We start from the raw sequence: 26212 nt of genomic DNA on the forward strand, positions 1-26212 counted from the left end.
TTCGCAACGCCGGTTAAGCCCTGTCTCTGATCAACAGAGGCTTCAGGTAATGCCCGGTGTACGACTGCTCCATCTCGGCGACCTGTTCAGGTGTGCCGGTCGCAATGATCTGCCCGCCTCTTGAACCGCCTTCCGGCCCCAGGTCCACCAGCCAGTCCGCCGTCTTGATGACATCCAGGTTGTGCTCGATCACCACCACTGTGTTGCCGTGGTCGCGTAGGCGATGCAATACATCCAGCAACTGCTGAATATCCGCGAAGTGCAGGCCCGTGGTCGGCTCGTCGAGGATGTACAGCGTTTTGCCAGTGTCACGCTTGGACAGCTCACGCGACAGCTTGACCCGCTGCGCCTCGCCGCCTGACAGGGTTGTCGCCGATTGCCCCAGCTTGATATAGGAAAGTCCTACATCCATCAGGGTTTGCAGCTTGCGCGCCAGTGCAGGAACGGCGTCGAAGAACTCACGCGCTTCCTCGATGGTCATCTCCAGCACTTCGTGTACGTTCTTGCCTTTGTACTTGATCTCAAGCGTTTCGCGGTTGTAACGCTTGCTCTTACACACATCGCAGGGCACGTAGATGTCCGGCAGAAAGTGCATCTCAACCTTGATCAGCCCGTCGCCCTGGCACGCCTCGCAGCGTCCGCCCTTGACGTTGAACGAGAACCGTCCCGGACCGTAGCCCCGTGAACGCGATTCCGGTACACCGGCAAACAGTTCACGAATCGGCGTGAACAGCCCGGTATAGGTCGCCGGGTTGGAGCGCGGCGTACGACCAATAGGGCTCTGGTCAATGTCGACGACCTTGTCCAGATGCTGCAGGCCATTGATGCTATCGTGGGCGGCCGCCTCAAGCGTCGTGGCACCGTTCAACGCCGTAGCGCTCAGCGGAAACAGTGTGTTGTTGATCAGCGTCGACTTGCCCGACCCGGAAACACCCGTCACGCAGGTCAGCAGACCAATCGGAATATCGAGATTGACGTTCTGCAGGTTGTTGCCACGCGCACCTTTGAGCGTCAGCGACAGCTTCTTGTTACGCGGCGTGCGCTTGGCGGGTACAGCAATCTTCACACGGCCCGACAGGTACTTGCCGGTCAGTGAGTCGGGATGCGACATCACTTCGTCCGGCGTACCTTCGGCAACGATATGACCACCATGCACACCCGCGCCCGGGCCGATGTCGACCACATAGTCGGCCAGGCGAATCGCATCTTCATCGTGCTCGACCACAATCACGGTGTTGCCTATGTCGCGCAGGTGCTTGAGCGTGCCCAGCAAACGATCGTTATCGCGCTGGTGCAGGCCAATGGACGGCTCATCGAGGATGTACATCACCCCGACCAGGCCCGCACCGATCTGGCTGGCCAGGCGGATACGCTGAGCCTCACCGCCGGACAGGGTGTCCGCGCTGCGATCCAGTGTCAGGTAATCCAAGCCCACGTTGACCAGAAACTGCAGACGCTCACGGATTTCCTTGAGAATCTTGTCGGCAATTTCGCCGCGCCGTCCGGTCAGCTTGAGCGTTTCGAAGTAATGCGTGGCATCGCCAATCGGCAGATTGGTCACCGCAGGCAAGGTCTTTTCACCTACCCACACATGGCGCGCCTCACGACGCAAGCGGGTACCTCGGCAATCAGGGCAGGGCTGCGTGCCCAGAAACTTGGCCAGCTCTTCACGCACAGTCGCTGATTCGGTTTCCCGGTAGCGACGTTCCAGATTCGGCACGATGCCTTCGAACGGGTGCGCGCGCTTGACGATATCGCCGCGGTCGTTCAGATAGCGGAAGTCGACACTCTGCGAGCCGCTGCCGTTGAGCAGAACTTTCTGCATGTCGGCCGGGATTTCTTTGAACGGCACTTCCAGACTGAAACCGTAGTGCTTGGATAGCGACCCCAGCATCTGGAAGTAATAGACGTTACGCCTGTCCCAGCCTCGTATCGCGCCTTCGGCAAGCGTCAACTCGGCATTTACCAGCCGCTTGATATCAAAGAACTGCTTTACGCCCAGACCGTCGCAGGTCGGGCATGCGCCGGCCGGGTTGTTGAAGGAGAACAGCTTCGGCTCCAGCTCGCTGATCGCATGGCCACAGATCGGGCAGGCGAAGCGGGCAGAGAAAATCACTTCTTCGCCCGGTTCATCGTCCATGGGCGCGACCAGCGCAATGCCGTCGGCCAGCTTCAAGGCGGTTTCAAAGGATTCCGCCAGGCGCTGCTGCAGATCGGCGCGGACCTTGAAACGGTCCACTACCACATCAATCGAGTGCTTCTTCTGCTTGTCCAGCTTCGGCAGCTCATCCAGCTCACACAGCTTGCCGTTGACCCGCGCGCGAACAAAACCTTGCGCGCGCAGCTCTTCAAAGACCGACAGATGTTCACCCTTGCGCTCACGGATAACCGGCGCAAGCAGCATCAACTTGCTGCCTTCGGGCTGGGTCAACACGAGATCGACCATCTGGCTGACGGTCTGCGCTTCCAGCGGGATATCGTGGTCCGGGCAGCGAGGCTGGCCGACGCGCGCATACAAAAGACGCAGGTAGTCGTAGATTTCGGTGATCGTCCCCACGGTCGAGCGCGGGTTATGCGAAGTAGACTTCTGCTCGATGGAAATCGCCGGCGACAGACCTTCGATCGTGTCGACGTCCGGTTTTTCCATCATCGACAGGAACTGCCGGGCGTAGGCAGACAGCGACTCGACATAACGGCGTTGCCCTTCGGCGTACAGCGTATCGAAAGCCAGTGAAGACTTGCCTGAGCCGGAGAGCCCGGTGATAACGATCAGTTTGTCGCGGGGAAGTGTCAGGTCAATATTTTTCAGGTTGTGGGTTCGTGCCCCACGTATCAGGATCTTGTCCACTGCGGCCTCGCTTGGCGGGCATAAACGACGGAGTATAAGGCTCCGAGCCATTACGCGGCAAAGCGTCGCGTATGTGCTGTACCACGATGGGACTGGTAGAATCGCCGCCGGTTCACACGAGGTTATTCCATGCACGATACCCACAGCGAGCGTATGAGTAGCGGCGAGACCCGCGCAGCAGGCGGTCTGGCCCTGGTGTTCGCGTTCCGCATGCTTGGCATGTTCATGGTTTTGCCGGTTCTGGCAACCTATGGCATGGACCTGGCGGGCGCGAGCCCTGCACTGATCGGTCTGGCGATTGGCGCTTATGGCCTGACCCAGGCAGTGCTGCAGATTCCGTTCGGGATCATTTCCGACCGTATCGGACGGCGACCGGTTATTTACCTTGGGCTGATCATTTTTGCGATTGGCAGCGTGGTGGCGGCAAATGCCGATTCGATCTGGGGAATCATCGCCGGGCGCATCCTGCAGGGTGCCGGCGCGATTTCCGCCGCGGTCATGGCCTTGCTCTCTGACCTGACCCGCGAACAGCATCGCACCAAGGCCATGGCCATGATCGGCATGACCATTGGTCTGTCGTTCGCCATCGCCATGGTGGTCGGCCCGGTGATCACCGGCATGTTCGGTCTTTCGGGATTGTTCCTGGCCACAGGCGGTATGGCCTTGCTTGGTCTTCTGATCGTCGCGTTTGTGGTGCCCAAGGCCAATGGCCCGTTGATGCACCGCGAATCCGGCGTTGCCAGACAGGCCCTTGGGGCGACCTTGCGTCATCCCGACCTGCTACGCCTGGATTTGGGTATCTTCGTGTTGCACGCCATGCTCATGTCGAGCTTCGTGGCGTTGCCGCTGGCGCTGGTCGAAAAAGCCGGTTTGCCCAAGGAAGAGCACTGGTGGGTCTACCTGACCGCCTTGCTGGTTTCCTTCTTCGCGATGATCCCGTTCATCATCTATGGCGAGAAGAAACGTCAAATGAAGCGCGTTCTGCTGGGCGCCGTCACAGTTTTAATGCTGGCTGAGCTATTCTTCTGGGCCTACGGCGACACGTTGCGGGCACTGGTCATCGGGACAGTGGTATTCTTCACTGCGTTCAACCTGCTGGAAGCGTCGTTGCCGTCGCTGATCAGCAAGGTTTCACCGGCCGACGGAAAAGGCACGGCAATGGGAGTTTATTCCACCAGCCAGTTTCTTGGTTCGGCCGCAGGTGGGATACTGGGCGGCTGGTTGTTCCAGCACGGTGGGCTCGATGTGGTGTTCCTGGGTGGTGCAGCCATGGCCGCCGTCTGGCTCGCCTTCGCAGTGACCATGCGAGAACCGCCTTACGTGACCAGCCTACGTCTGCCGTTGTCGCCGCAGGCGCAGCGTGAAGCAGGCCTGGCAGAGCGTTTAATGTCCGTAGCAGGCGTGACAGATGCAGTGGTGGTTGCGGAAGAGGCAGCCATCTACATAAAACTCGACACAAAATTATTGGATCGTGCCTCTCTCGAAAAGCTGGTCAATCCAGCGTCAGAAGCGTGCGAAGCCTAGGAGAACGTTATGGCCCGTGGGGTTAACAAAGTCATATTGGTCGGTACATGCGGCCAGGATCCCGAAGTTCGCTACTTGCCTAACGGTAACGCCGTGACCAACCTGAGTCTGGCAACCAGCGAACAATGGACTGACAAGCAGAGCGGTCAGAAAGTCGAAAAGACCGAATGGCACCGCGTATCGATGTTCGGCAAGGTCGCCGAAATCGCTGGCGAATACCTGCGCAAGGGTTCGCAGGTGTACATCGAAGGCAAGCTGCAGACCCGCGAATGGGAAAAAGACGGCATCAAGCGTTACACCACTGAAATCGTCGTCGACATGCAGGGCACCATGCAACTGCTGGGCGGCCGTCCACAAGGCGACTCCCAACAAGGTCAGGGCGGCGGCAACTACAACCAGTCCGCACCGCGTCCACAGCAGTCGCGCCCTCAGCAATCGGCGCCGCAGCAGTCTGCACCTCAGCAGAACTACAACCAGCAGCCGCCACAGCGCGACTCGCGCCCGGCGCCGCAACAACAAGCGCCGCAGCCAGCTGCTGACTTTGATAGCTTTGATGATGATATTCCGTTCTGAAGTGTAGGTTCTTCAGAACAGTAAACATGTGAAGCGAAGCCATTGATTTGGCTTCGCTTTTTTATTGTTTACAGATTTTTGCGGGATAAGAGCTACATTTGTTAAGCGTTTACCTTTAGAAGGTGTAAACAAATGGCCCTCAATCCCTACGCGGTAAAGACACTCGTGTTGACTTCCGGGGAGCGCTTACCGGTGCTGATTGCAATGGCCACGGGTGCTCCCCTATTCGAGCCGTCTGTTTACGTGCTCAGCGAGATTCGGGCTACCAACAGAGCGAGCAATACGATTGACCAAGTCTTGCGGTCGATCATGGTATTGCAGCTATTCCTCGACTCGAGTGGGATTGATATTGAGCAGCGGATCCGACAGAGCAGAGTTTTTCGTCTAAGCGAGCTCGACGAACTTGTCCGGCACTGCAAGCGGCCTGTCGCTGATCAACTGAAGCGAAATTCAATTCCTCCTTCCCAGAAATCCGTTCGAAGAATCTCCGGGGAAAGTGTGCGCCTTGTTCAACGACAACCTGCACCAACTGAGGTGGCGGGCCATACCGCAGCTAACCGTATTCGGGTCATCCGCGACTATCTTGATTGGCTGGTGAGATACCACATGGCTCGCTATCACTCGGGTGCGGCTGAGGGTGAGCGGCTTTGGAATGAATGGACGTCCTGCAAAGATGCTCTGGACGCGCGGCTGCCACGTCATAAAGGCCGGAATACCGTCGGGCAGCGGGAAGGGCTTCAGCCACAGGTGGCGGAGCGACTTCTCAATATTACGTCGCCAACATCGCCGGAGAATCCTTGGAAAGGAGAAGGCACATGCATTCGAAACGCTCTGCTGGTGCGGTGGTTCTATGAGCTTGGCCTTCGTCGCGGCGAAGTGTTGAACGTAAAGATTCCCGACATTAACTTTCAGTCGGAGGAGCTGACGGTGGTCAGGCGAGCAGACGATCCGGAAGACCCTCGAAAGGACCAGCCACTGGTCAAGACCCGTGATCGAAAGATTCCGTTGTCCCCCGGCCTTTGCAAACTGACGTACGAATACATAACGAACACACGCCGAACCACTGAGGGCGCAAGACTTCACCCATTCCTGTTCATCGCCATGGGCACAGGTGCGCCTCTGTCGCTCAGTGCCGTAAATGCGATCTTCGCCGAACTTCGGAATGCATTTAATGGCGAGTTCGATGCTGTGACTCCGCATGTCTTCGCCACACGTGGAATGATCGCTTCTCGGAGATAATGGACATAGCGAAGGTCTCCGAAGCCGAAGAGGAGCGCATGCGTTCGTTCTTGATGGGGTGGGCACCGACCTCGAAGACCTCTGTCAATTACACCCGTCGGCACGTCCGGCTGAAAGCTCAGCAAGTGTCTTTGGCGATGCAAACTAAGCAAGTTGAGGGTGTACTGAGTGATGCCTGAAAAACCAGCGATTACCAGCCAACCGTTGGGTAGTCTGACCCTGCCACACACCGTGAAGGCGCTCAGCGGAGCAGTTTTCGATCCGAGAACCAAGCGCTGGACGTTCCATGATGGTCTCTACTCAATCAGTGTGAATTTCGAGAGGCTAAGGGAATGTGCGACAGATGAGTTAATCGCAGCTGCGAAATTTCCCTTGATGTGGTATGCCGAAAACGCGGAGGCGATGACGGTTGTAAGCCTGTTTGACCATTTTAGGCGATTGCTGGAATCGATATCTGCTGCTCAGGGTCGGCCGGTCAGCATCATCGATGCGCCGCCGCTCGCTAGCTTTCGAGCTTCCCTAACAAAGGAAACCGAGTGGAAGTTGGGAGCCTTGAGCGCCTTTTTCAAGAAATGGGAGGGTTTGGGCGTCCTTGGCGTGACGAAATCTGCCGTGCACTTTCTGAAAAGTATTCGCCTCAAAGGGAACCGCAAGGGCACTGCAGTCCTGACGATGGACCCGCTCAAAGGACCGCTTACTGAAATTGAGCGCTCGGCCACGCAAGTGGCACTGAACGATGCCTTTGCCGCCAGGACGATTGCTCTGGATGACTATCTTTTGGCCTGGCTTTGTTTGCTCTTGGGACAGAGGAACATCCAATACGCAATGTTGAAGGTAGGCGATGTCAGGGAAATTACGAAGGCTGATGGGGCTACCGAGTATGTACTTCGTGTGCCTAGGGTTAAGCAGGGGCGGGCGGAGGCCCGACGGGAGCAGTTCAAGGAGCGACTGATCACCCCCAGCATCGGAAAAATGCTCATAGACTACGCGAGTAGTGTGCGCACACGATTCGGGGATGGCGACGAGTTCACCATTGGGCCATCGCAAGCGCCGCTGTTTCCCCAAAAGAAGACGACAAAAAAAGTTCGTCCAGGTTTTCAGCAACACACTTCACCTAAGGAAATCGGTAACAGAGTCAGATCGGTTTTTGAGGCTTTGCGGGTGTATTCGGAGCGAACCGGCGAGCACATCAAAATTACCTCGAAACGGCTACGACATACAGTGGCAACGTCTGCGGCAAGAGAAGGCCATGGCGAGCTGATCATCGCTGAATTGCTCGACCACAGCGACACTCAAAATGTCGGAATCTATGTAAAGGCTACGCCGGAAATCATCGAGCGGATTGATCGTGCCGTGGCGCTTCGAATGGCTCCGCTCGCCCACGCCTTTGCGGGCGCCGTCATTATTAGCGAGTCAGCGGCAACCCGTGGCGATGACCCAACGAGCCGCATTGTCGACCCCCGCTTCGACGAAACTATGAAGCCAATGGGAAACTGTGGTCGCGACGGACCGTGTGGTTTTATGGGGCACTTACGTATAAAACCAGACGAAGTTCTTTTTCCTGAGGATTAATTCTATAGATTTGTCAGGTTGTGTCGAAAAGATAGGAATTTAAGCTCGATAGTTGCCACAGTCGACAGCCTTCAGTCGCAATTAATCCTGCTCGGCTGTGCTCGATTGCAGGTCGAAGCGGATGGGGGCAGGTCGAGGCCATTTCGATTGCAGGTCGTTACAACTACGCCCCAGCAGACGAGCAATCTCTCGCTGACTGAGATCTCGGTATTGTCCGATTTGAATGGCGACGCGTTCTTCTATGCTGAGTTCGGTATAAGACATTGCCGCACCTTACCTGAGGTAGGGGTGTTGCACTCAGTTTTTGCGGCCGCCTTTCCTTTTGAGTAGAGAACTATAATTCAATTACCGGGTTTTAGTGGTATCTCATTGGCATGAAATGCGGTATGTGATAGTTTAAATCTGAACGGTTTTTGCTAAAACCTTTGACTTTAAGGATAATCCAATGTGGAACTTTAACAACTGGAGCAACAATCTAGATGCATACCGGAGACTCCAAGAGGCGCAAATCGGGACTGAAGAACTCCCTCCACTCGATAGCACTTTGACAGTTCATGCCGAGGGTATAGAGTCACAGGACCGGCAGAAAAGTCATCGGCACCTCATTCAGCAAGAAGAATACCGCGGCCGACATCTAGTTGAACAAGCAGAAATACAGGCTTATGCTCAGCACGTGCATTCAAAAACGCCAGAGATAATAGCAGGGATGCATTCTGTTCCCGAACACCTTGAAAATATATCGTTTAGAAATGGCGGCAGAAAAAATCCATATCCGGAGGATGAGGAACTCATCGCAAGGTTTCATATAAGCGCCGACGCTGGTGAGAGTAACGAGAACACCGTGCTAATTTACAAAAAAACCCTGACTAAGTTTAGCACTTGGCTCAGGATGGCCGGCAAGCCTGGTTTGCATGCCCGGCTGTTTGATGATGGACTAGCGGAGGACCTAAAAGAATTTGTAGCGCGGACGCAAAAATGGCATTTTCCATTAACGGTATTGAACTATCTTAGGGAGTCGGTCACTAACAAAAGTGGAGCGGTGACTATCCAGGGCTTCGATCGGGAGTCTATTCAAATTACAAATGAAGATGAATGGCTAATCAGTGAGGCTTTTCCCGAAGATGATGTGACCTCTAAAGGTTACTTAGATCACTTGAAACGCTTTAGCACATGGCTCGGTGAAAGGGGCGAACAAGGGTTGTGCGAAGAGGATAGCCTGCACTCGGGCCATTTGACAGCCCTGGCTAGAATGTACACCAAAGAAGCAACGGGCCCTGACAAGCTGGTTCCGGCACTGAAGCATCTGCGACACTTTGACCTTACAGGAGTTAAGGTGTATGCCGTCAAGAGAAACACCCGTGTGCTTCCAGAGGCCGATCGGCTACTCAGTGAGCGATTTGCAGTTTGGTTGAGAAAGCAGGGATATGGCGGGAAGGTTAACCGTCGCGGTAAAGAAGATGGCGCCTCCGTGCAGGCAAGCTCATTGCGTTCGTTTAGTGCTTGGCTGCAACAGGAAAGGCACGCGCCGATATCCTTGGCGTCCCGTCTTCAAAACAGGGACGAAGGCTTGGATATCGAATTGGATCTCTATACGCATGCAAAGAGCGCGAGCTTTGCCAGGACTATGAGAACAACACTACGTCGAGCTCGGCAAATGGTGGCCGACTCCCAGACTGATTCCATCCACCATGTCTCCGGCTTTACCGGCTTCAGCCAATTGAGCCTGCATCCGTCTTGGCTTGAAAGCCAAGGTGGAGCGGAGCCATCCGCTTCGGGGGGATCCGTAAACCAGTACCCTGATTCACCAGCGAAATCCTCCTATTCTTCAATGTTTCCGCCCACACCTTTGAGTGGTTGGCCCCTGGTACCTCAAGACTCGTGGTCAGCCCAACTTGAGCACTCATCTGTTACGTTGCCAAATTCAGATTGGTCAGGTTGGGGCTGGGATCCAGATACGCCGCAGGCAATAACCGGGCCTTTACAGCAGCCTGATACAGAAATGTCGGACTCTATATTTGGCGATCTTTCTTCAATCAATTCCTTATCTTACCAGGACGTCACAGGTCCCTCTCAACAGCATGAAGTTTTAGATGTGGACAGTTCATCGTCTAGGGCTACCATTGACATTATCCAACGTTTGGCTAACGATCCTTGGCTTTGGGACAGTGACATCGTTAGATACACTAGATACGTTGAGGCAGAATTGCAAGGTCACCCTCGGGCGGCTCTACTGAATTTCGTTGATCCTCAACAAGTTCGACTTTTGGTAGAAGGAGACCAACGGCTACGCAATGAAGTTCTTCCTCATCTCACAGGCCGCAATACGCCACCGATTCTGCTAATGCCTGTAAATAATAATAATCAGCACTGGTCGCTGCTTTGCGTCAATAGACAAACAGGACAAGCCTTTCACTATGACTCAATGGTTTCCCCCGAGACAGCCCATCTCGCCACTAATACATCTCAGTACTTCTTGGCAAGACGAATAGCAATGAGTATGGGTGTAGCAAATGCCCCAATGGGCATGCCGATTGCTCGGCAGAGAGACACATACTCGTGCGCTGACCATGTTCTCACTGGAATTGAGGCATTAGCGCGCAGGACGGTTAGCGGCCAGATATTTCAACCTGAAGGTATGGACCTCAAAGGAGTTAGACCAAATCGGGATCATGTCGTCGAGATATTGAAACGAACCGAATAGTGCGCTGTGGAGGAAGATTTCGACCATTACGACGACTGAAATCAGCTTAAAGTACTTTAAAATCCGTTTTCTCAGGCGTCCCCTTGTATGCTCCCGGTTTTACGTTGAGTTCCAACGCGGACGATTGACCTAGGGTCTGTTCCCGTTTCACATTGGTAGCCACAGAAAAGCGCAGGCCATTGCTATGACGCTTTCATAGTTTCTCTTGAGTTTGTCAAATTGAGAAGCCACCGCCCGGAAATGCTTCAACCGGGCGAAGGCGTTTTCTACGAGATGTCGATTGCGATATAACCCTTTGTCCAGATCTGCGTTCCCTTTCAGAGAATTGCGCTTTCGTGGAATCACCACTTTGCTGCCTTGCTGCTCGACCTGAGCGCGTATCGCTTCAGTGTCGTAGCCCTTGTCCGCAATGATCACTTCTGCATCGGGCACCTTGGCAATCAACGAGGCCGCCTGCGAACAATCATTGGGCTGGCCTGTGGTCACGTCAAATGCAATAGGCAGCCCACAAGCGTCTACAGCCAGGTGAATCTTGCTGGTGTACCGGCTCGGCTTTTTCCGATGGCCTGGTCCTGCGTGCTGGCAGCACCTGCGCTGTGCTGATGAGCCTTGGCATAGCTGCCATCAATGAAGACCCACTCCATGAATCGCCCCGGATTCTCTAGACACCTTGCAAGCTCATTGCGTAACGTTTTTCAAACTCTACCGGTGACAGCTGATTGTTGAAACCATGGCGGCGTTTTGGGTTGTAGAACATCTCGATGTAATCGAACACATCACTACGAGCATCTTGCCGTGAGGTGTAGATTTTCCGCTTGATTCGTTCCCGTTTCAGAAGCTGGAAAAAGCTCTCAGCCACGGCGTTGTCATGATAATTGCCTCGGCGGCTCATGCTGGCAACCAAATTGTTTGCCTTCAAAAAACTGCGCCAATCGGAGCTGCTGTACTGGCTGCCCTGGTCGGAGTGAACCATCACCTCTTGTTTCGGTTTTCGCCTCCAAACCGCCATCAATAACGCATCAATGGCCAAATCACTGGTCATCTGCGACTTCATTGACCAGCCAACGACCTGACGAGAAAACAGATCCAGCACCACCGCCAAATACAGCCAGCCTTCATACGTACGAATGTAGGTGATGTCGGTGACCCAAACCTTGTTGGGTTCCACGACATCGAACTCGCGCTTCAGTAAATTGGGTGAGGCGACCGCTGGCTTACCGCCGTACTTTCCAGGGCGACGTCGATACCCTGTCTGAGAGCGCAGACCTTCAAGACGCATCAACCTCGCCACACGATGCCGACCACAATCTTCACCGACCTCGCGCAGGTCGTCATGGATTTTGCGATAGCCATAAACTCCGCCGCTCTCCAGCCACGAGTGCTTGATCAAACCGAGCAATCGCTGGTCGTCTTTAGCGCGTGCAGATTGCGGCTCAGACAACCAAGCGTAATAACCACTGGGATGGACTTTCAGCGTCAGGCAAAGCCGTCGAATGGAGTAGTCGCCCGCGCGCTGCTTGATAAAGGCGTACTTCAGCCGCACTCCTCGGCAAAGTACGCGGCGGCCTTTTTTAAGATGTCTCGCTCTTCAGTGACCCGCTTGAGTTCCGCTCGCAGACGACGCAGTTCAGCGTGCTGATCATCGTCTTGCTGCCGTTCTGCCTGAGGTTTGCTGTAGCGCTTTATCCAGGCATAGAGGCTATGCGTCGACACGCCAAGACGCGCCCGCCACATCAGCGACAGGCAGCTTCTTTTCGGTCACTTGATTGACCGCTTGGATTTTGAATTCTTCGGGATAACGTGGGTTGCTCATGGCACCTCCTGATTGGCCTCAGTTTAAGGCATGGAGGTGTCTACAAAACCCGGGGCGATTCAGAGGTGTCGTCTATCTTCACGGACACGTGTATGTATCGATTGGTTCCAGCTTTTCTATGGTCATCAACTTCTGCAGACTTTTTTAGTGCGCTGGTGTAGCTGCCTCTGGTTGAGCCAACTTTTGCTTTAACTTGGTGGGCGCTCAGAAGTTTTCCGTCTTTATATATTGCGAAGTCGTCGGTGCTGTCTAACTGTAGCTCGAAGTCTCTTACGCCTTCAGTGAGTAATTTTAAAGAGTAGTAGAGGGCAACTTTACCCTGATATACGAAACCACTCCATGATGAAATTGCGCTGTTTGGCTCTGCTAACTCGCTCAACGTGAAATCCCTTCGGTTGGTGCCTAGTGTCGCGATGATATCATTATGGGCGTAGCTGCCATACTCCGCTTTGATTGCATTTCTGGGCCCTGGCGCTTGGTTTTCTAGGCTCCGAGGAGGGCACCAGACTACTCACGGATTCGCGCTCTAACGCTTTCGAGTGGATTTCAACGCTTGGCCAGATCAGCGTTTGCTGAACGCAATTCGTAGGGTTGCGTTGTTGGGGTGGTTTTCCAACTACCACTGGATGCCAAAAGATGGTGGAGGAATTCTACCTCGCTTGGGAAACCCATTGCGACAAATGTGCGCCCGGGAATCCCATGGCCTGCTCCTGCAGTTGAAAAGGTCATTAACCGGGTGAGCGTGAGCGCGTTTTTGTGTCGTCTAGGACCGCCCAGACTTGGCAGTCGCGGTCCGGTTGCGGGCTAGCGGGCGACGAACTGAATCAGGAATATGTAAACAACTCGTGCCTCAAGTCTCGCTGTGTTTACGGTTTTTTGAAAGCTGTCACGCTGCTGAACTCTACAGGCCTGATCTAAAAGGAAATCTGCGTTGTTGACAGTTTTTTAGTGAGTAGAACCGTTCTAGGATATCGCTGGACCCTGCTGTTCAGGTCCAGACCCGGAGCCCCCGTTTATCGGGGGCTTCGTCGTTTTCAGGTATCAGAAAGCGCTGAACCACTATGGCAGCACTGCTGCCTTGACGCCTAAAACCGCGCATCCTTCTGTGTTTGCGCGTTTTCGAAACAATGCGCGATCACCCAGCTCGCCGGCTTCACCTCACCTCGCGGGCCAAACGCTAATGCCCGCTGTGCCAACGGCCCGTTGCTGGCCGTGGCGCCTGCAACATGCGGGCTGTCCCAAACACCCCACGTAACAACGGTAGATACCGAGCGCGTGGCAAGCACCACGTCGAGATACCGCTTATAAGTCGCTGCAACTGATCCATCACGATCTGCGATGGACCCCGTGAAGAGGCTGTCGTCGACGTCCAGTTCCGTGATGTGGATCGACAACCCCATATCACGCACTGCAAGAATAAAAAGGGAAAGGCCCGGACCAAATGTGTCGCCTGCACGCAGATGGGACTGAATGCCAAGGCCGTGTATCGGAATGCCGCGCTGCTTGAGCCCGCGCAGCAGGGCGAGCACGGCAGTGCGTTTGCTTTCGCCGTAATGGGTATCCTTTTCCAGGCCGTAATCGTTGTAGCAGAGCAGGGCGTCCGGGTCGGCCTTGTGCGCAGCCTTGAAGGCTATGTCCAGATAGCGAGGCCCGAGCATCTGATACCAGAATGAATTGCGCAGCCCGTCAGGCTGGCCATCCTCCAACTGGATGGCTTCGTTGACGACGTCCCATGCGCTGATGAGACCGCGATAATGGCTGGCGACGGTACTGATGTGCGCCGTCAGCACCGCTTCGGCGTTCTTCGGGGTGACGGTTTGGTGAACCCAGTCGGGTAAAGAGCGATGCCAGCAGAAAGTGTGGCCGCGCATACGCTGTTCATGCGCTTTCGCAAACCCCGCGATTGCGTCGGCGGGTGCGAAGTTGTAACGCTCTGGTTCGGGGTGGACGGTCTGCCACTTCAAGGCGTTTTCTGGCGCTACGATGCTGGCCTGACGGGCGACCAGTTGCCGATAGGCCGCATCGTCATTCAGCTTTGCCGGATCAACCGCAAAGCCGAACCGGATACCTTTCTCGGCTGCAGGCTGGCGCAATGCGGGAAAGGTTTCTGCCGCCAGCAGCCTGCTGTTGACGAAGGGCAGGCACGCCAGCAGCCGGACAAACGCAGTCAGAAAACTGCGTCGATTAGCCCGGCGCATTACGCACCAAAAATCTCCATCAACTCCTCACGCCCGACCATCACAGTCATTGACCCTTGCTTCTGCTCGCCTTCAATCGTGCACAGCAATCCAGCTTCTCGACAAATCACTGCGCCTGCCGCGATGTCCCACAGGCTGGTGAATTTCTCCATGTACCCATCCGTTTGCCCCAACGCGGCGAACGCCAGGCCTATGGTTGCGCAGCGATAGCCTGCCAGGCCCCAGCCCTGTCGGCGCAGGCTCAGGTGCAGTTTGCCCATCTCTTCGGCGTCCCAGCGGGTGTTTTCGCCGACGCCGGCGATGCGCAGGTGCTCGGGTGGTCGAGGGCGGACAAAAGGGACGCCGTTGCGCAGCAAGCCATCGCCCGTGCGGGCTGCGAGGGTGTAGCCCAATGCCGGGTAGGCGACGACGCCGATTTCGGGTTCACCTGCCGACATGTACGCCACCGCGATTCCCCACAATGGGGTGCCGCGCAGGTAGTTGCCGGTGCCGTCAATGGGGTCGATGACCCAGCCGTCGGTGATGAATTCGCCGCCCATTTCTTCGCCGAGGATTGTATCGTCGGGGAAGTGTTTGCTCAGTTCTGCACGCAGCAGTTGTTCCACTTCAAAGTCGGCACGAGAGACGAGGTCTTGCGCGCTTTTGGTGGTGATGTCGAGGGTGTGGCGGTCGTTAAAATACGCCATGGCCAGGCCAGTGGCCTTTTCTACAGCTTGCATGGCGACGCTGAGTCGGTTGTTCATTGCAGACAGCCTCCGTTCGGCAGGTTCAACAGGTCCGGGTAATCACTGAGAATCGACTGCGCGCCGTGTTCCAGCAGGTAACGCGCGCGTTTCGGGCTGTTGATGGTAGCCACGGCGAATTCGACGCCGCTGCTTTTCAGGCGAACAAGGTGATGGTCATCGAGCATGTCGTCAAGTACGTGAAGTATTCGGCAGTCATATTCGGCCAGCAAAGCGACCGGGTCAGCAGGCGCGACCACCGAGGCGATGGCCAGTGGTACGTCGTTCCACAAGCGGCGGGCGGCAGTTAGCGAGCGCACCGAAAAGCTGGAGACGAACAACCGATCATTGTCGGCGGGCCACAGGCTTTTGAGGATTGGCATCACCACTTCCGCCGTCTCGATATCGTCGCCAATGGTCGGTTTGAGTTCGACTTGCAAACCCAGATTGAGGCGCAGCGCGCAGGCCACGATCTCTTCGAAGGTCGGGATCTGCAGGCCCGCGAATTCAGGCGCGAACCAGCTGCCTGCGTCCAGTTTGCGGATGGCCTCAAGTTCGTGAAGCACGACAGCGCCGCGCCCGTTGGTGGTGCGGTCCAGCAAGTCGTCGTGAATCACGACAGGCTGGCCATCGCGGGTCAGCTTCACGTCGATCTCGACCCACTCGGCGCCGCACTCGGCGGCTTTCTCCAGGGCCAGCAGGGTATTTTCCGGCACGTAAGCCTTGGCACCACGATGGGCAATCAGGGACGAGCGGACGAGGGGCGCAGGTTTGAGCATGGCGGGTCACTTGGTGGTTTGGGAGAAGGAAACGAGCTGGCGTTGGCCACTCTCGATATCGAACAGCAAGGGCGCGGGATGGATGGTGAGTCGAATCTGGGTGCCGGGCATCAGATGCTGCCGTTCGGCGAGACTTACAACACAGCGTGTTCCGGCCAACTGGCAATACAGCAGGCTGTGGCTGCCGAGATTTTCGGAGGACTCCACGGTGGCGGTGACGCCTGTCTGGGCGAGCACGACGGTCTCGGGGCGCAGGCCCATCAGCCATTTGCCTGTCCGGTTGCTGGCAATGCCGAGTTTGATGGGCAGGCGTTGTCCGTCGGCCAGTATCAGAACATTGTCGTCCAGGCAGTGCACAGGCAGCAGGTTCATGGGCGGGGTGCCGATGAAGCTGGCGACGAATATGCTGGCGGGTTGATCGTAGATGTCGGTGGGCGTGCCGATCTGCTCGACATGGCCCTTGTTGAGAATCACCACACGCTCGGCGAGGGTCATGGCCTCGGTCTGATCATGGGTGACATACAGAATCGTCGCACCGGTCTGCTGGTGCAGATTACGAATCAACAGGCGCATTTCATGGCGCAGCGCGCTGTCCAGATTGCACAGCGGTTCATCGAATAGCAGCACCGGCGGTTTGCGGATCAGCGCCCGACCGATCGCAACGCGCTGACGCTGACCGCCGGAAAGCTCTCCGGGCTTGCGTTGCAGCAACTCCTCCAGCCCCAGCGAACTGGCACACTCGCGAATACGCTGTTCGCGCTCCTTGCGTGAGATGCGTGCCAGCTTCAGCGCGTAACCGATGTTGTCGGCGACGCTCATGTGCGGGTAGAGCGCGTAGTTCTGAAACACCATGGCGCAGCCGCGTTCTTTGGGCGGCAGACGCGTCACGTCGCGGCCACCCATCAGAATCTGCCCTTTGCTGACGTCCTCCAGCCCGGCGACCATGCGCAGCAACGTGGACTTGCCACACCCGGATGGGCCGAGGATGACGTTAAGCTCGCCCGCCTTGAAAACCAGATCGAGCCCATGAAGGATGTGCCCTGAGCCATAGGTTTTGTGCAGGCCCTTGAGGACGATATCCGGCGCGCAGGCAATAGGGGTGAGCGCGTTCATTTACCGACTCCGATCAGGCCTTTGACAAACCATCGCTGCATGAGCGCAATGACGAGGATGGGGGGTAGCATACTGACCACGGCGGCGGCCATCAGCAGGTTCCATTCGGGGACCTGGGTTGCATCGGTCGGCAGAAAGCTGGCGACGCCCAGCACCAGCGTGCGCATGTCCTCGCGATTGGTCGCGACCAGCGGCCACAGGTAGTCTTTCCACGCGCCGATGAACACCAGCGTGCCGAGTGCCGCGAAGTTGGTCTTCGACAGCGGCAGCAGAATGTCGACAAAAAAACGCCAGGGCCCGGCACCATCCATACGTGCAGCCTCGACCAGTTCGGCGGGCAGCGTCTGGTAAAACTGCCGGAACAGAAAGGTGCCGGTGGCTGAGGCAATCAGCGGCAAGGCGAGCCCGGTGTAGCTGTCGAGCAGGTTGATGGTCGGCACCGGCAGCCACTGGATGCCCAGCCATTGCAACAGGTTGCGTAGCGGTCCGAGCAGGTCGCTGGCCACCGCATACGTGGGGATGATGCGTACTTCCAGCGGCAGCAGCAGAGCGCCCAGCACGGCAAAGAAGATCACCGAGGTGTAGCGGCTGCGAAAGTACACCACGGCAAATGCTGTCAGCGCCGAAAGTGTCAGCTTGCCGATTACCACGAGCGTGGCGACCAGCAGGCTATTGCCCAGCAAGCGCAGCAGGTCGAGGCGTCGGGTGACTTGTTGCAGGTTCTCCAGCAGTTGGTCGCCGGGTATCAGCGCAAGGCCGTGGGCGAACAGTTGTGGGTTGCTCACAGTTGCCGAGCAGACTGCGACGTACAGCGGCCCCAGCGCGAACACCAAACCGAGCGTCAGTAGCAGATAAGCGCCCGTATCGAGCAAACGGTGACGCTCGATCATGCTTTCACCCCACGGCGCTGGAAGCGGGACAAGAGTTTGAACTGAGCGATGCTCAGCGCTACGACTGCAAGCAACATGAGCACTGACAGTGTCGACGAACCTGCCAGATCCAGGCCCATGAAACCGTCGGTGTAAATCTTGTAGGCCAGCACATTGGTGGTATCGCCGGGCCCGCCGTGGGTGAGGGTGTCGACCAGTCCGAAGCTGTTCGACAGGCTTTCCAGCAGGTCGATGACAAACATGAACAGCAGATAGGGCGCAATCAGCGGCAGCTGTATGTCGAGCATGCGTCGCAACGGGCCTGCTCCATCCAGTGCGGCGGCGGCGAGGTAGCCATCGGGGACGGACTTCAAGCTGGCGACCAGCATCACGAAGTTGAACGGCACCAGGCACCACGCATACGCCACGATCAGCAACAACATGCTCTGCATCGGGCTGGCGTAGGGTGCCCAGGTGCCGGGGGCAATCGCGTTAAGCCAGGCGAAAATACCCATCACCGGATTGGCCAGCACGTGAAAGACAATGCCGATGGTGGCGCCCGATACCGCGTAGGGCCAGATCAGCAGATTGCGAAACACTGCGTTGCCGCGCAGTTTCAGTTCAAGGCACAGCGCAAGCACCAGTGCGATGAGGATCGAAAGCACAACGCTCGACAGGCTGAACACCAGCGTCGAGCCTAGCGACGCGAGCACACCAGGGTCTTTCAACACTCGCCAATAGTTGCTCAGGCCGACAAAGATTTCGTTACCGCCGAAGGGCGGCACCAGATGAAACGACCACCAGATTGCCTGGACTGCAGGCCAATAAAAGAACAACCCGAGTGCCAGCAATTGGGGCAGGGCAAACAGCTGCGCCAGGCGCGGTTGCGGAAAATGCGCACGAGGCTTCATGGCGTTGCCTCGTCTGACTCGTTGCTGGCCTGGGCCTGATGCATCTGCTGAAACAGACTGAGCAATTCGTTGGCACGCAGCGTTGTCTGACGCAGGGCGTGTTCAACGCTCTGGCGACCGGCGAGCGCGTTTTCCATTTCCTGCGACCAAACAAGACGCATCAGCGTGATAAAGCCGCAGCGCAAAGGCTTAGAAGGCTGGCCGTCAATGTCGTGAAGTGCCGCAAGCCCGACCATTACGGCCGACGGCTCTCTGCCTGCGGATTGCAACCGTGCCGCTGCCGCCTGAGTAACTGGCAGGTAGCCGGTCCGGGCACTGAACACCAACTGATTATCCGGTTGCAGTACGAACGCCAGAAACTCCGAGACCAGCCTGTAATCCCGAGCTGCATGCCCACGCATCACCCACAGCGAGGAACCTCCGGGAGCGTTGGTACGACGTTGGGTGTTGGCGTAAATCGGCAGTGCTGTGACATCGATATCGGATTTGAGCGTGCTGTGCACGATATTCCAGGCACCGGTGGAGTCGATCAGCATGGCGCAGTCGTCGGTGGCGAAAGCCAGCGCCTGTTGGCCGCTGCGGGTCGAATCCTCGTGCACCACCAGACCTTCGGCGGTCCATTGCGCCAGGTCGTTCATCAAGCGCAGGTGGGCACCTTTGTCGAACTGATAGCGTTCGGTGCCAGCGGCGCGAACCGCAACTTCGGTGCCTTGCGCTGCACTGGTCTGCTCCAGCCAGATCCACGGCGAAAATTCGCTGACGACAGGGCATGCGTGGCCGTTTTTCTTTAAGGCCCGCAAGGCGGTAGCAAATGCTTCCCAAGTGGCGGGGGGCTCGCTGATACCTGCCGCGGCCAGGGCATTTCGGTGCGTGTAGAGCACGGCGGTGGACGCCGCAAAAGGCTGGGCCGCCAGAGCGCCGTGATCATCGGAGTAATAGCGGCGCAAGGCTGGCAGAAAGGTGTCGTCGGAATAGGCCCTTTGATGACCGGCCATGATGGCCTCGACAGGCAGAGTGGCACCGCCCAGCAGCATGTCAGGCGTGGCCACGTCGTAAATTTCGACCAGCGCCGGGCCTATGCCTGCGCGGTACGCTGCGACGGTCTTCTGCAGCGTCTGCTCATAACTGCCCTGGCGGATACAGTGCAGGCGATCCCCATCCTCACGCTGCGCATTGAAGCTTCTGCACAAATCTGCGATGGCACTTCCGGCCGCGCCGCCGTGGCTATACCAGAACTCGGCGGGGGCGGCGAAGACCTGAGCAGCGAACGGCAGCAGCGCCAGCATGGAAAGCGTCTTACTGATGAAAGGCATGAGGACACCCACGAGAACTCAGTGCCATTTAATACAGCTTGTGTGTAGTATTTGTGACCTGCGCGACTTTTATTAAATTTTCATGATGGAAGTGTGCAATGGGTGGCGGGCGATACACTGCTTTACACGCCCACTGTTTTAATCCTCCCCTGATTTGTAGATTCCATGCCCCTCGACCTCGATACGCCACTTCATGCGCACCAACCGCTGAGCCTGAATGAACGCAAATTGCTGGATATCCTTCGCCGTCGAGGTGTGATCACCCGCGCCACGGTTTCGACCGAGATGGACCTGGCTCAGCAGTCGGTGCACCGCCTGATCGAAGAACTGATCAGCCGAGGCCTGCTGCGCAGCGGCGAGCGAGTGAAGAACGGCCGTGGTCAGCCCAGCCCGCGCATTGAGCTGGTCAACGAGGCGGTGTATGTCATCGGCGTATCGATCAATACCGATTCGGCAGTGGTCTGCATCGCCGATCTGGGCTGCAATGTGCTGGAACAGGTCACCTTGCGTACGCCGCCGTTGAGCCGCAACAGCACGCTGGATTCGTTTGATCAGACCATCGAACGCATGCTTCAGCGCAATGGCATCGAGGCGCAACGAGTGATTGGCATGGGCTTCGCCATCGCCGGTTTTTTTCTTGAGAACCGCCAGATCAACGCACCCGAACCGCTGCGCGATTGGTCATTGATTGACTTGCAACCGATACTCGAAGAGCGCTTCGGCATGCCGGTCTGGCTGGAAAACAACGCCACCACTGCGGCCATCGGTGAAAGCCTGGTGGGCGTGGGGGCCTGGGCCAGCAACTTCATCTACCTGTCGTTCAACTTCGGTTTCGGCGCAGGCGTGGTGATCAACGGCAAACCGTATTTCGGCAGCCACGGCAACGCGGGCGAGATCACCCTCTACAACGACGAAGAGTCGATAAACCGTCCGGCCTTGCGTTACCTGCTGGATGAATTGCATCAGAACGGCGTACAGGTAGATTCAATCGAAGACCTGCGCCTGCGCTTCGACCCTGACTGGCCCGGCGTGGACACCTGGCTGGCACGCGTCAAACCAACCCTGGATCGTCTGGTTAACGCACTGGCGGGCCTGTTCGATCCACAGGCGGTAGTGTTTGGCGGGCAATTACCGCCAGAGCTGGGCAGACGCCTGATTGCGGCAACGACTTTCTGGGGAGCCCACCGCTACAACGCGCCACCGCCTCGGCCTCAGTTATTGCTGAGTGAGACCAATGGCGATGCGGCGGCTATCGGTGCGGCACTGGTGCCGTTGAAAGAGCGGTTTTTTGTTTGATCTGTCGTCAGCAATAGCTCATTGCTGGGTACTGCACGTTGCGGCCAAGGCAATGGTCATGCAGAAGAAGCCACCTCGGCCTGTACAGTTCAAGACTATCGCGCAGCCGCGGCAGGCAGGTGTATGGGCTGGCCGATTAATATTTCTTCATGCAGTCGGTGCTTAAGATTCAAGGTTGTCGGCCGATCATACTGTATTACTGAGCTTAAGTTATTGCTCATCACCGTTGGGTAAGACGTTAGTCTGCATGTGGAGTTGACAAGTGAAGTTATGCCTGGGCTGCAAAGCTATAATGGTTGTCCTGTCGTTTTCCTTGTCAAATGTGGCCGCGTCTGAAGAACTTAAGGTTTACAATTTTTCGCCTGTCAATCAGTACAATCTTAATCTTTCAGCCAGTTTTTGGAATCCAATCATAAAGTATGTGTCCGACAAAAGCGGCGTGAATCTCACGCTGAAATTAGGGCGGACATCCTCTGATACAACAAGTTATGTGCTCGCGCAAGAAGTTGATTTCGCTTTTACTAACCATCTTTTTAGCCCGGAACGCGACAAGATGGGCTGGACGGTGTTTGGTCGCCGTGACGCGCCTGCCCTCGAGGGGCAGATCGTGGTACCTGCCGACTCGCCCATTCATAGCCTTTCGGAGCTAGAAGGCAAGGAAGTTGTGTATCCGGGACCGGAAGCGTTCATCGCTTATAAAGTCACAAACTCGGAATTGGTAAAGAAAGGGATCAGTACGTCTACCGTGTTTGCCGGAAACATGGATGGCGCTTTCAGCCAACTCTTTAGTGGCAAGGCTCAAGCGATGGGGGCCAACTCACAGCTTGTAAGTGGCTACACTGAGAGAGAAGGCAAGTCGTTCCGCGTGCTGTGGAGTTCGGCCTCGTTCAATGACCTGGCCCTCATGGCATCCCCTCGGGTTTCTAAAAAAGAACGTGATGCGGTAGCCAACGCATTTTTTAATATGCAAAACGATCCCGACGGTAGCAGGGTTCTTCGTGAGGCGACCGAGCTGGTCCATGCACCGGCACCGATTACCTTCATTCCTGCGACGGAAGCGGATTATGCGTCCTATCGTGATTTTTATAACAGTTTGCCAGCAAACCTTAAGTAAATAATTTCAACTTTAGCTGGAGAGGCTGTTAATGAATTTCTTTAAAAGCCTGCTGCCCAAATCACTGACGTCGCGAATACTGGCGATGTTGTCCATTCTGATACTGACTTTTTTGACGTCAGGGCTGGGGCTGTTTTATAAAAACCAGCTGCTTCAGCATATTGAAGAGATACAAGACACCGCTAACATGCTCATTGAGGTTGCCGCGCAAGCTGTAGAGGAAAGTGTTGTCATCGGTGATTACGACACCATCAAAAGGACCCTCGAAAAAACCTTGGCTCGCTCGCCGTTCAAGTCGGCCGTGTTCATTGACCTGTCGGGTGGCGTCATTCGCCTGCAGGCAGCCAGTGCGCCTGTTGGAAGGGGCCCTGCGTGGATAGAGTCCGAAGTCGCTGCGAGATTATTCGATGTCAATCGCCCGATTACGGTCGGCGGGAAAGATTATGGCGTGATGCGTCTGTCTTTTAATGCCGAGAGAATTGCTACCGAACTCTATAGCCTGGTGATTCAGGCGACACTGTTTGCAATATTTTTTTTACTGATCAGTCTGATTTTAATGGGGTTCATGATCAAGCGTTCGCTTGCCCATCTGGGCAAACTTCATTCGTATGAGGCAGAAATCGCTTCAGGCGCAGTGGCCGCTGAAGCTATGTTGGTCGCTGATGCCCCCATGGAAATACAGGAGGCTATAAAAGCGGTAAACCGCACTGCCGCCAGTATGCGCAATCACTTTGGCCTGCGTATCGACTCGCTGATGAATACCTTGGTGCAGCATAAAAATGCCCTTGATGAAGTTTCAATCGTTTGCGAAGTTTCGGCCTCCGGACGTATCACCTACGTTAACGAACGATTCGTAAAAAGCTCGCAGCATTCGCGAGCTGAGCTTTTAGAGCTGAAGATCGATGAAGTCTGGACCGGCATGTCTTCAGCCTCTGAGCCGTGGCGATGGGTACCTGAAAATGAGGTGTGGAACGGTGAGGTCAGGCTTTCGGGGCGTACCGGTAAGGACGCATGGCATCGACGCACCATAATACCTATTCTCGATGACATGGGCGGCGTTGAAAAATATATTTGCATCGATATCGATATTACTGTTCGAAAGGAGTTTGAGGTCGCGATTCTGGATAACTCCAGAAGGCAAAACCTTATCGCCTTGTTTGGTCAGCAGGCATTGACAGAAGAAAACGTCAGTGCGCTGGGTGAGCTGGCAGCACTGACTGCTGCGCAAGGATTAACATTGAGCAAGGCGGCTTTATTAGTCGTTGATCGAGTGAGTCATGGGGTCATCCTCAACGCGGAGGTTGGCTTGAACCACGTGGAAGTCCGCAGTGGTTATCACAATGATTTTTTGAACGGTACAGCTTCTTCCACCGGGTGTGTCATTAATTCTGATACACCTGATAACAGGTACACGCTGCTGCCGGGTGAAACAGTGGAGGCTTGCGGTATTAGAAGTGGTCTAGAGATTGAGATATCCTGCAGGGAGGTTTTCAAGGGCGTTCTTGGGGTGTATGCCAGCACTGACTACTCCTTTACACGTGAAGATGTGAGCTACCTTCAAACACTTGCTAACCTGTTGGCCGCCGCGCTTGAGCGGTATGACGCCAAGAAAAAGCTAATCTATCTGGCCGAAAATGATTCGCTCACCCATCTGCCTAATCGCTGGTTTCTTAGCAATTATCTGCGCGAGATAATCAGTCGGAAAACGTCAGTGCCAGATGCAGTCAGCGTCATATTCATCGATTTGGACAGATTCAAAGCAGTGAATGACACCCTGGGGCATTCAGTGGGCGACCAATTGCTTATACAGGCGGGTCGACGCTTGAAAGACTGCATTGATGAAAACAGTGTGGTTGCGCGGCTGGGAGGCGACGAGTTTTCTATCGTCGTTACCCATCATGTTTATTCCGAAAGCCTTATAAAAGCCCTTGCGAACCATGTTGTTGAAGCGTTGGGGAAACCATTCAATCTGGGCGGTCAGGATGTATTTGTTTCAGCGAGTGTCGGTATTGCCAATTATCCGTTTGATGGGCGTGACACTGGCGTTATCCTGAAGAATGCGGATACCGCCATGTACCATGCGAAAAAAAGTGGCCGTAATAACTACAAGTTTTACAACGCCACAATGAATGAAAGTTTGGTTCGGCGCTTGCAAACTGAAACGCTATTGCGGGGTGCGCTTGATCGTGATGAGTTTATTCTACATTTTCAGCCAAAGGTCAGCCTCACCGATGGCAGGATAAGTGGTTTGGAGGCTTTGCTGCGGTGGAATCACCCGGAGCAGGGTATGGTTTCTCCGGCTGAGTTTATCCCTATTCTTGAGGACACTGGCCTGATAATTCCTGTCGGCGAGTGGGTTATCCGCAACGTCTGTGAAACCATAAAAAGCTGGGAAGAAAATAATGTCATGCAGGTACCGATCGCCATCAATCTGTCCGTCAGGCAGCTTCAGGTAAAAGGCCTGGCTGAGACCATCAAGCACATTGTTGAGGGGTACGGTATCAACCCCGCTCTTTTAGGGATGCTCCGATCAACTTGCCGCGCAGCGGTGGCAAGCCGTAATTTGCCAGGCACATAGCGCTATTTTTCTGAAAACGGTCTGATGCAGTGTGAGTCGAGCGCGTTTTTCGCTCGGTTTTCCGTGTTAAGCGCGCAACTCACCCAAACCCATTAGTCGCTTTCGAGCCATCCACAGGTTCGACAGGGCGAACAGCGTGGTCAGTTGGGCCGTGTTTTTCATCAGCCCACGAAAGCGTACTTTCACGTAACCAAACTGGCGCTTGATGACCCGAAACGGATGCTCGACCTTGGCGCGTGTCTGCGCTTTGCAGTACTCGATCTTGCGCTTGGCTTTGTACAACAGGCTGCGTTTGTTCAGCTTGGAATACGTGCTGCGCCGCGCCGCGATTTGCCAGATCACGTTACGATTTTCGTGCTCTTCACGCTTCTCGACACCGGTGTAGCCAGCGTCCGCATAGACCGCGTTTTCTTCCCCGTGGAGCAGTTCGGCGACTTGAGTGACATCGGCCACATTGGCCGCAGTGCCATGGACGTGATGAACCAGTCCAGACTCAACGTCAGCGCCGATGTGGGCCTTCATACCGAAGAAATACTGGTTACCCTTCTTTGTCTGATGCATCTCGGGATCACGCTCGCCGTCTTTGTTCTTGGTCGAGCTTGGGGCATGAATAATGGTGGCATCGACGATGGTGCCCTGGCGCAGCGACAGGCCTTTTTCCTGCAAATAACCGTTGATGACCGCGAGGATTGCAGGAGCCAGTTGATGTTTCTCCAGCAGGTGCCGGAAGTTCATGATCGTGGTGTCTTCCGGTATCGGCGCACTCAACGTCAGGCGTGCAAACTGGCGCATGGGGGTGATTTCGTAGAGCGCTTCTTCCATGGCCGGATCACTCAGGGAGAACCAGTTCTGCAGCAGGTGAATGCGCAGCATGGTTTCCAGCGGATAAGGTTTTCTGCCACCGCCGGCCTTGGGGTAGAACGGTTCGATCAGGCCCAGCAGACCTGTCCAGGGGACGACCTGATCCATCTCGGCGAGGAAGCGTTCGCGGCGTGTCTGCTTGCGCTTGCTGGCATATTCGAAATCGGAAAAGCTCATCTGGCTCATGG

At 55.7% G+C, this 26212-nt stretch carries 18 protein-coding genes and 3 pseudogenes; 8 read left to right on the plus strand and 13 right to left on the minus strand.

Going from position 1 to position 26212, the window contains the following annotated elements; translation table 11 throughout:
* Positions 1 to 13: 13 nt before the first annotated feature.
* On the minus strand, positions 14 to 2848 hold the full coding sequence (gene uvrA, locus AC4ANK_RS04690) for an excinuclease ABC subunit UvrA (RefSeq protein WP_002555460.1): 2835 nt from the start codon (positions 2846 to 2848) through the stop codon (positions 14 to 16).
* A gap of 129 nt (positions 2849 to 2977) precedes the next feature.
* On the opposite strand from uvrA, the gene AC4ANK_RS04695 reads away from it, so the two are divergent.
* From AC4ANK_RS04695 to AC4ANK_RS04710, 4 genes are all read left to right on the plus strand, one after another.
* A complete protein-coding gene (locus AC4ANK_RS04695; protein WP_460383515.1) occupies positions 2978 to 4372 on the plus strand; it encodes an MFS transporter in 1395 nt (464 codons plus the stop codon).
* A gap of 9 nt (positions 4373 to 4381) precedes the next feature.
* Positions 4382 to 4945 (plus strand): single-stranded DNA-binding protein, encoded by a 564-nt coding sequence (locus tag AC4ANK_RS04700; protein ID WP_002555458.1) that lies wholly within the window; start codon positions 4382 to 4384, stop codon positions 4943 to 4945.
* A gap of 132 nt (positions 4946 to 5077) precedes the next feature.
* A complete protein-coding gene (locus tag AC4ANK_RS04705; RefSeq protein WP_002555457.1) occupies positions 5078 to 6184 on the plus strand; it encodes a site-specific integrase in 1107 nt (368 codons plus the stop codon).
* Positions 6185 to 6355: 171 nt separating this feature from the next.
* Positions 6356 to 7756, plus strand: coding sequence for a site-specific integrase (locus tag AC4ANK_RS04710; RefSeq protein ID WP_460383512.1), 1401 nt, complete (start codon positions 6356 to 6358; stop codon positions 7754 to 7756).
* Between the two features lie 162 nt (positions 7757 to 7918).
* Here the strand turns inward: AC4ANK_RS04710 and AC4ANK_RS04715 are convergent.
* A pseudogene (locus AC4ANK_RS04715) lies at positions 7919 to 8020 on the minus strand (helix-turn-helix domain-containing protein); the annotation flags it as partial.
* Between the two features lie 181 nt (positions 8021 to 8201).
* Between AC4ANK_RS04715 and xopD the strand changes: the two are divergent.
* Positions 8202 to 10457, plus strand: a complete 2256-nt coding sequence (gene xopD, locus AC4ANK_RS04720) for a Ulp1 family type III secretion system effector isopeptidase XopD (protein WP_460383510.1) — start codon at positions 8202 to 8204, stop codon at positions 10455 to 10457.
* A gap of 147 nt (positions 10458 to 10604) precedes the next feature.
* Here the strand turns inward: xopD and AC4ANK_RS04725 are convergent.
* The 10 genes and pseudogenes from AC4ANK_RS04725 to AC4ANK_RS04770 form a co-directional block, all read right to left on the minus strand.
* A pseudogene (locus AC4ANK_RS04725) lies at positions 10605 to 11101 on the minus strand (IS5 family transposase); the annotation flags it as partial.
* A 17-nt stretch (positions 11102 to 11118) separates the two neighbouring features.
* Positions 11119 to 12270 (minus strand): annotated as a pseudogene (locus AC4ANK_RS04730) (IS3-like element ISPsy29 family transposase).
* 40 nt (positions 12271 to 12310) lie between these two features.
* On the minus strand, positions 12311 to 12649 hold the full coding sequence (locus AC4ANK_RS04735) for a hypothetical protein (protein ID WP_058886618.1): 339 nt from the start codon (positions 12647 to 12649) through the stop codon (positions 12311 to 12313).
* A gap of 706 nt (positions 12650 to 13355) precedes the next feature.
* The gene (locus tag AC4ANK_RS04740) at positions 13356 to 14468 is read right to left on the minus strand and encodes an endo-1,4-beta-xylanase (protein WP_031597938.1); all 1113 of its coding nucleotides are present in this window, start codon (positions 14466 to 14468) and stop codon (positions 13356 to 13358) included.
* A complete protein-coding gene (locus AC4ANK_RS04745; RefSeq protein WP_002555452.1) occupies positions 14468 to 15211 on the minus strand; it encodes an inositol monophosphatase family protein in 744 nt (247 codons plus the stop codon). Before AC4ANK_RS04745 ends, AC4ANK_RS04740 begins: the two co-directional genes overlap by 1 nt.
* Positions 15208 to 15969 carry a glycerophosphoryl diester phosphodiesterase gene (locus AC4ANK_RS04750; protein ID WP_002555451.1) on the minus strand — a complete coding sequence of 254 codons (762 nt, stop codon included), beginning with the start codon at positions 15967 to 15969 and terminating at the stop codon, positions 15208 to 15210. The genes AC4ANK_RS04745 and AC4ANK_RS04750 overlap by 4 nt, the downstream gene beginning before the upstream one ends.
* A 6-nt stretch (positions 15970 to 15975) precedes the next feature.
* A complete protein-coding gene (locus AC4ANK_RS04755) occupies positions 15976 to 17082 on the minus strand; it encodes an ABC transporter ATP-binding protein (RefSeq protein ID WP_002555450.1) in 1107 nt (368 codons plus the stop codon).
* On the minus strand, positions 17079 to 17972 hold the full coding sequence (locus AC4ANK_RS04760) for an ABC transporter permease subunit (protein WP_002555449.1): 894 nt from the start codon (positions 17970 to 17972) through the stop codon (positions 17079 to 17081). The genes AC4ANK_RS04755 and AC4ANK_RS04760 overlap by 4 nt, the downstream gene beginning before the upstream one ends.
* Positions 17969 to 18862, minus strand: coding sequence for a carbohydrate ABC transporter permease (locus AC4ANK_RS04765; RefSeq protein ID WP_002555448.1), 894 nt, complete (start codon positions 18860 to 18862; stop codon positions 17969 to 17971). The genes AC4ANK_RS04760 and AC4ANK_RS04765 overlap by 4 nt, the downstream gene beginning before the upstream one ends.
* The gene (locus AC4ANK_RS04770; protein WP_031597936.1) at positions 18859 to 20175 is read right to left on the minus strand and encodes an extracellular solute-binding protein; all 1317 of its coding nucleotides are present in this window, start codon (positions 20173 to 20175) and stop codon (positions 18859 to 18861) included. The genes AC4ANK_RS04765 and AC4ANK_RS04770 overlap by 4 nt, the downstream gene beginning before the upstream one ends.
* Before the next feature lie 165 nt (positions 20176 to 20340).
* Here AC4ANK_RS04770 and AC4ANK_RS04775 point away from each other — a divergent pair, with 165 nt between their 5' ends.
* The 3 genes from AC4ANK_RS04775 to AC4ANK_RS04785 all read left to right on the plus strand — a co-directional run bounded on the left by AC4ANK_RS04775 (position 20341) and on the right by AC4ANK_RS04785 (position 25163).
* Complete coding sequence (locus tag AC4ANK_RS04775; RefSeq protein ID WP_031597933.1) at positions 20341 to 21471, plus strand: ROK family transcriptional regulator; 1131 nt, start codon at positions 20341 to 20343, stop codon at positions 21469 to 21471.
* A gap of 292 nt (positions 21472 to 21763) precedes the next feature.
* Positions 21764 to 22585 (plus strand): phosphate/phosphite/phosphonate ABC transporter substrate-binding protein, encoded by an 822-nt coding sequence (locus AC4ANK_RS04780; RefSeq protein WP_031597931.1) that lies wholly within the window; start codon positions 21764 to 21766, stop codon positions 22583 to 22585.
* 31 nt (positions 22586 to 22616) lie between these two features.
* Positions 22617 to 25163 carry a putative bifunctional diguanylate cyclase/phosphodiesterase gene (locus AC4ANK_RS04785; RefSeq protein WP_460383504.1) on the plus strand — a complete coding sequence of 849 codons (2547 nt, stop codon included), beginning with the start codon at positions 22617 to 22619 and terminating at the stop codon, positions 25161 to 25163.
* A 66-nt stretch (positions 25164 to 25229) separates the two neighbouring features.
* Here AC4ANK_RS04785 and AC4ANK_RS04790 read toward each other — a convergent pair whose 3' ends face one another.
* Positions 25230 to 26210 (minus strand): IS5 family transposase, encoded by a 981-nt coding sequence (locus AC4ANK_RS04790; RefSeq protein ID WP_044424202.1) that lies wholly within the window; start codon positions 26208 to 26210, stop codon positions 25230 to 25232.
* Positions 26211 to 26212 lie beyond the last annotated feature (2 nt).

Source organism: Pseudomonas sp. Pmew2 (assembly GCF_058129885.1).

Bases quoted from the DNA above. Each gene is read 5' to 3' on its own strand.
- AC4ANK_RS04695 (WP_460383515.1), top strand. From the start codon at position 2,978: ATGCACGATACCCACAGCGAGCGTATGAGTAGCGGCGAGACCCGCGCA.
- AC4ANK_RS04700 (WP_002555458.1), top strand. From the start codon at position 4,382: ATGGCCCGTGGGGTTAACAAAGTCATATTGGTCGGTACATGCGGCCAG.
- AC4ANK_RS04705 (WP_002555457.1), top strand. From the start codon at position 5,078: ATGGCCCTCAATCCCTACGCGGTAAAGACACTCGTGTTGACTTCCGGG.
- AC4ANK_RS04710 (WP_460383512.1), top strand. From the start codon at position 6,356: ATGCCTGAAAAACCAGCGATTACCAGCCAACCGTTGGGTAGTCTGACC.
- xopD (WP_460383510.1), top strand. From the start codon at position 8,202: ATGTGGAACTTTAACAACTGGAGCAACAATCTAGATGCATACCGGAGA.
- AC4ANK_RS04740 (WP_031597938.1), bottom strand. From the start codon at position 14,468: ATGCGCCGGGCTAATCGACGCAGTTTTCTGACTGCGTTTGTCCGGCTG.
- AC4ANK_RS04745 (WP_002555452.1), bottom strand. From the start codon at position 15,211: ATGAACAACCGACTCAGCGTCGCCATGCAAGCTGTAGAAAAGGCCACT.
- AC4ANK_RS04750 (WP_002555451.1), bottom strand. From the start codon at position 15,969: ATGCTCAAACCTGCGCCCCTCGTCCGCTCGTCCCTGATTGCCCATCGT.
- AC4ANK_RS04755 (WP_002555450.1), bottom strand. From the start codon at position 17,082: ATGAACGCGCTCACCCCTATTGCCTGCGCGCCGGATATCGTCCTCAAG.
- AC4ANK_RS04760 (WP_002555449.1), bottom strand. From the start codon at position 17,972: ATGATCGAGCGTCACCGTTTGCTCGATACGGGCGCTTATCTGCTACTG.
- AC4ANK_RS04765 (WP_002555448.1), bottom strand. From the start codon at position 18,862: ATGAAGCCTCGTGCGCATTTTCCGCAACCGCGCCTGGCGCAGCTGTTT.
- AC4ANK_RS04770 (WP_031597936.1), bottom strand. From the start codon at position 20,175: ATGCCTTTCATCAGTAAGACGCTTTCCATGCTGGCGCTGCTGCCGTTC.
- AC4ANK_RS04775 (WP_031597933.1), top strand. From the start codon at position 20,341: ATGCCCCTCGACCTCGATACGCCACTTCATGCGCACCAACCGCTGAGC.
- AC4ANK_RS04780 (WP_031597931.1), top strand. From the start codon at position 21,764: ATGGTTGTCCTGTCGTTTTCCTTGTCAAATGTGGCCGCGTCTGAAGAA.
- AC4ANK_RS04785 (WP_460383504.1), top strand. From the start codon at position 22,617: ATGAATTTCTTTAAAAGCCTGCTGCCCAAATCACTGACGTCGCGAATA.
- AC4ANK_RS04790 (WP_044424202.1), bottom strand. From the start codon at position 26,210: ATGAGCCAGATGAGCTTTTCCGATTTCGAATATGCCAGCAAGCGCAAG.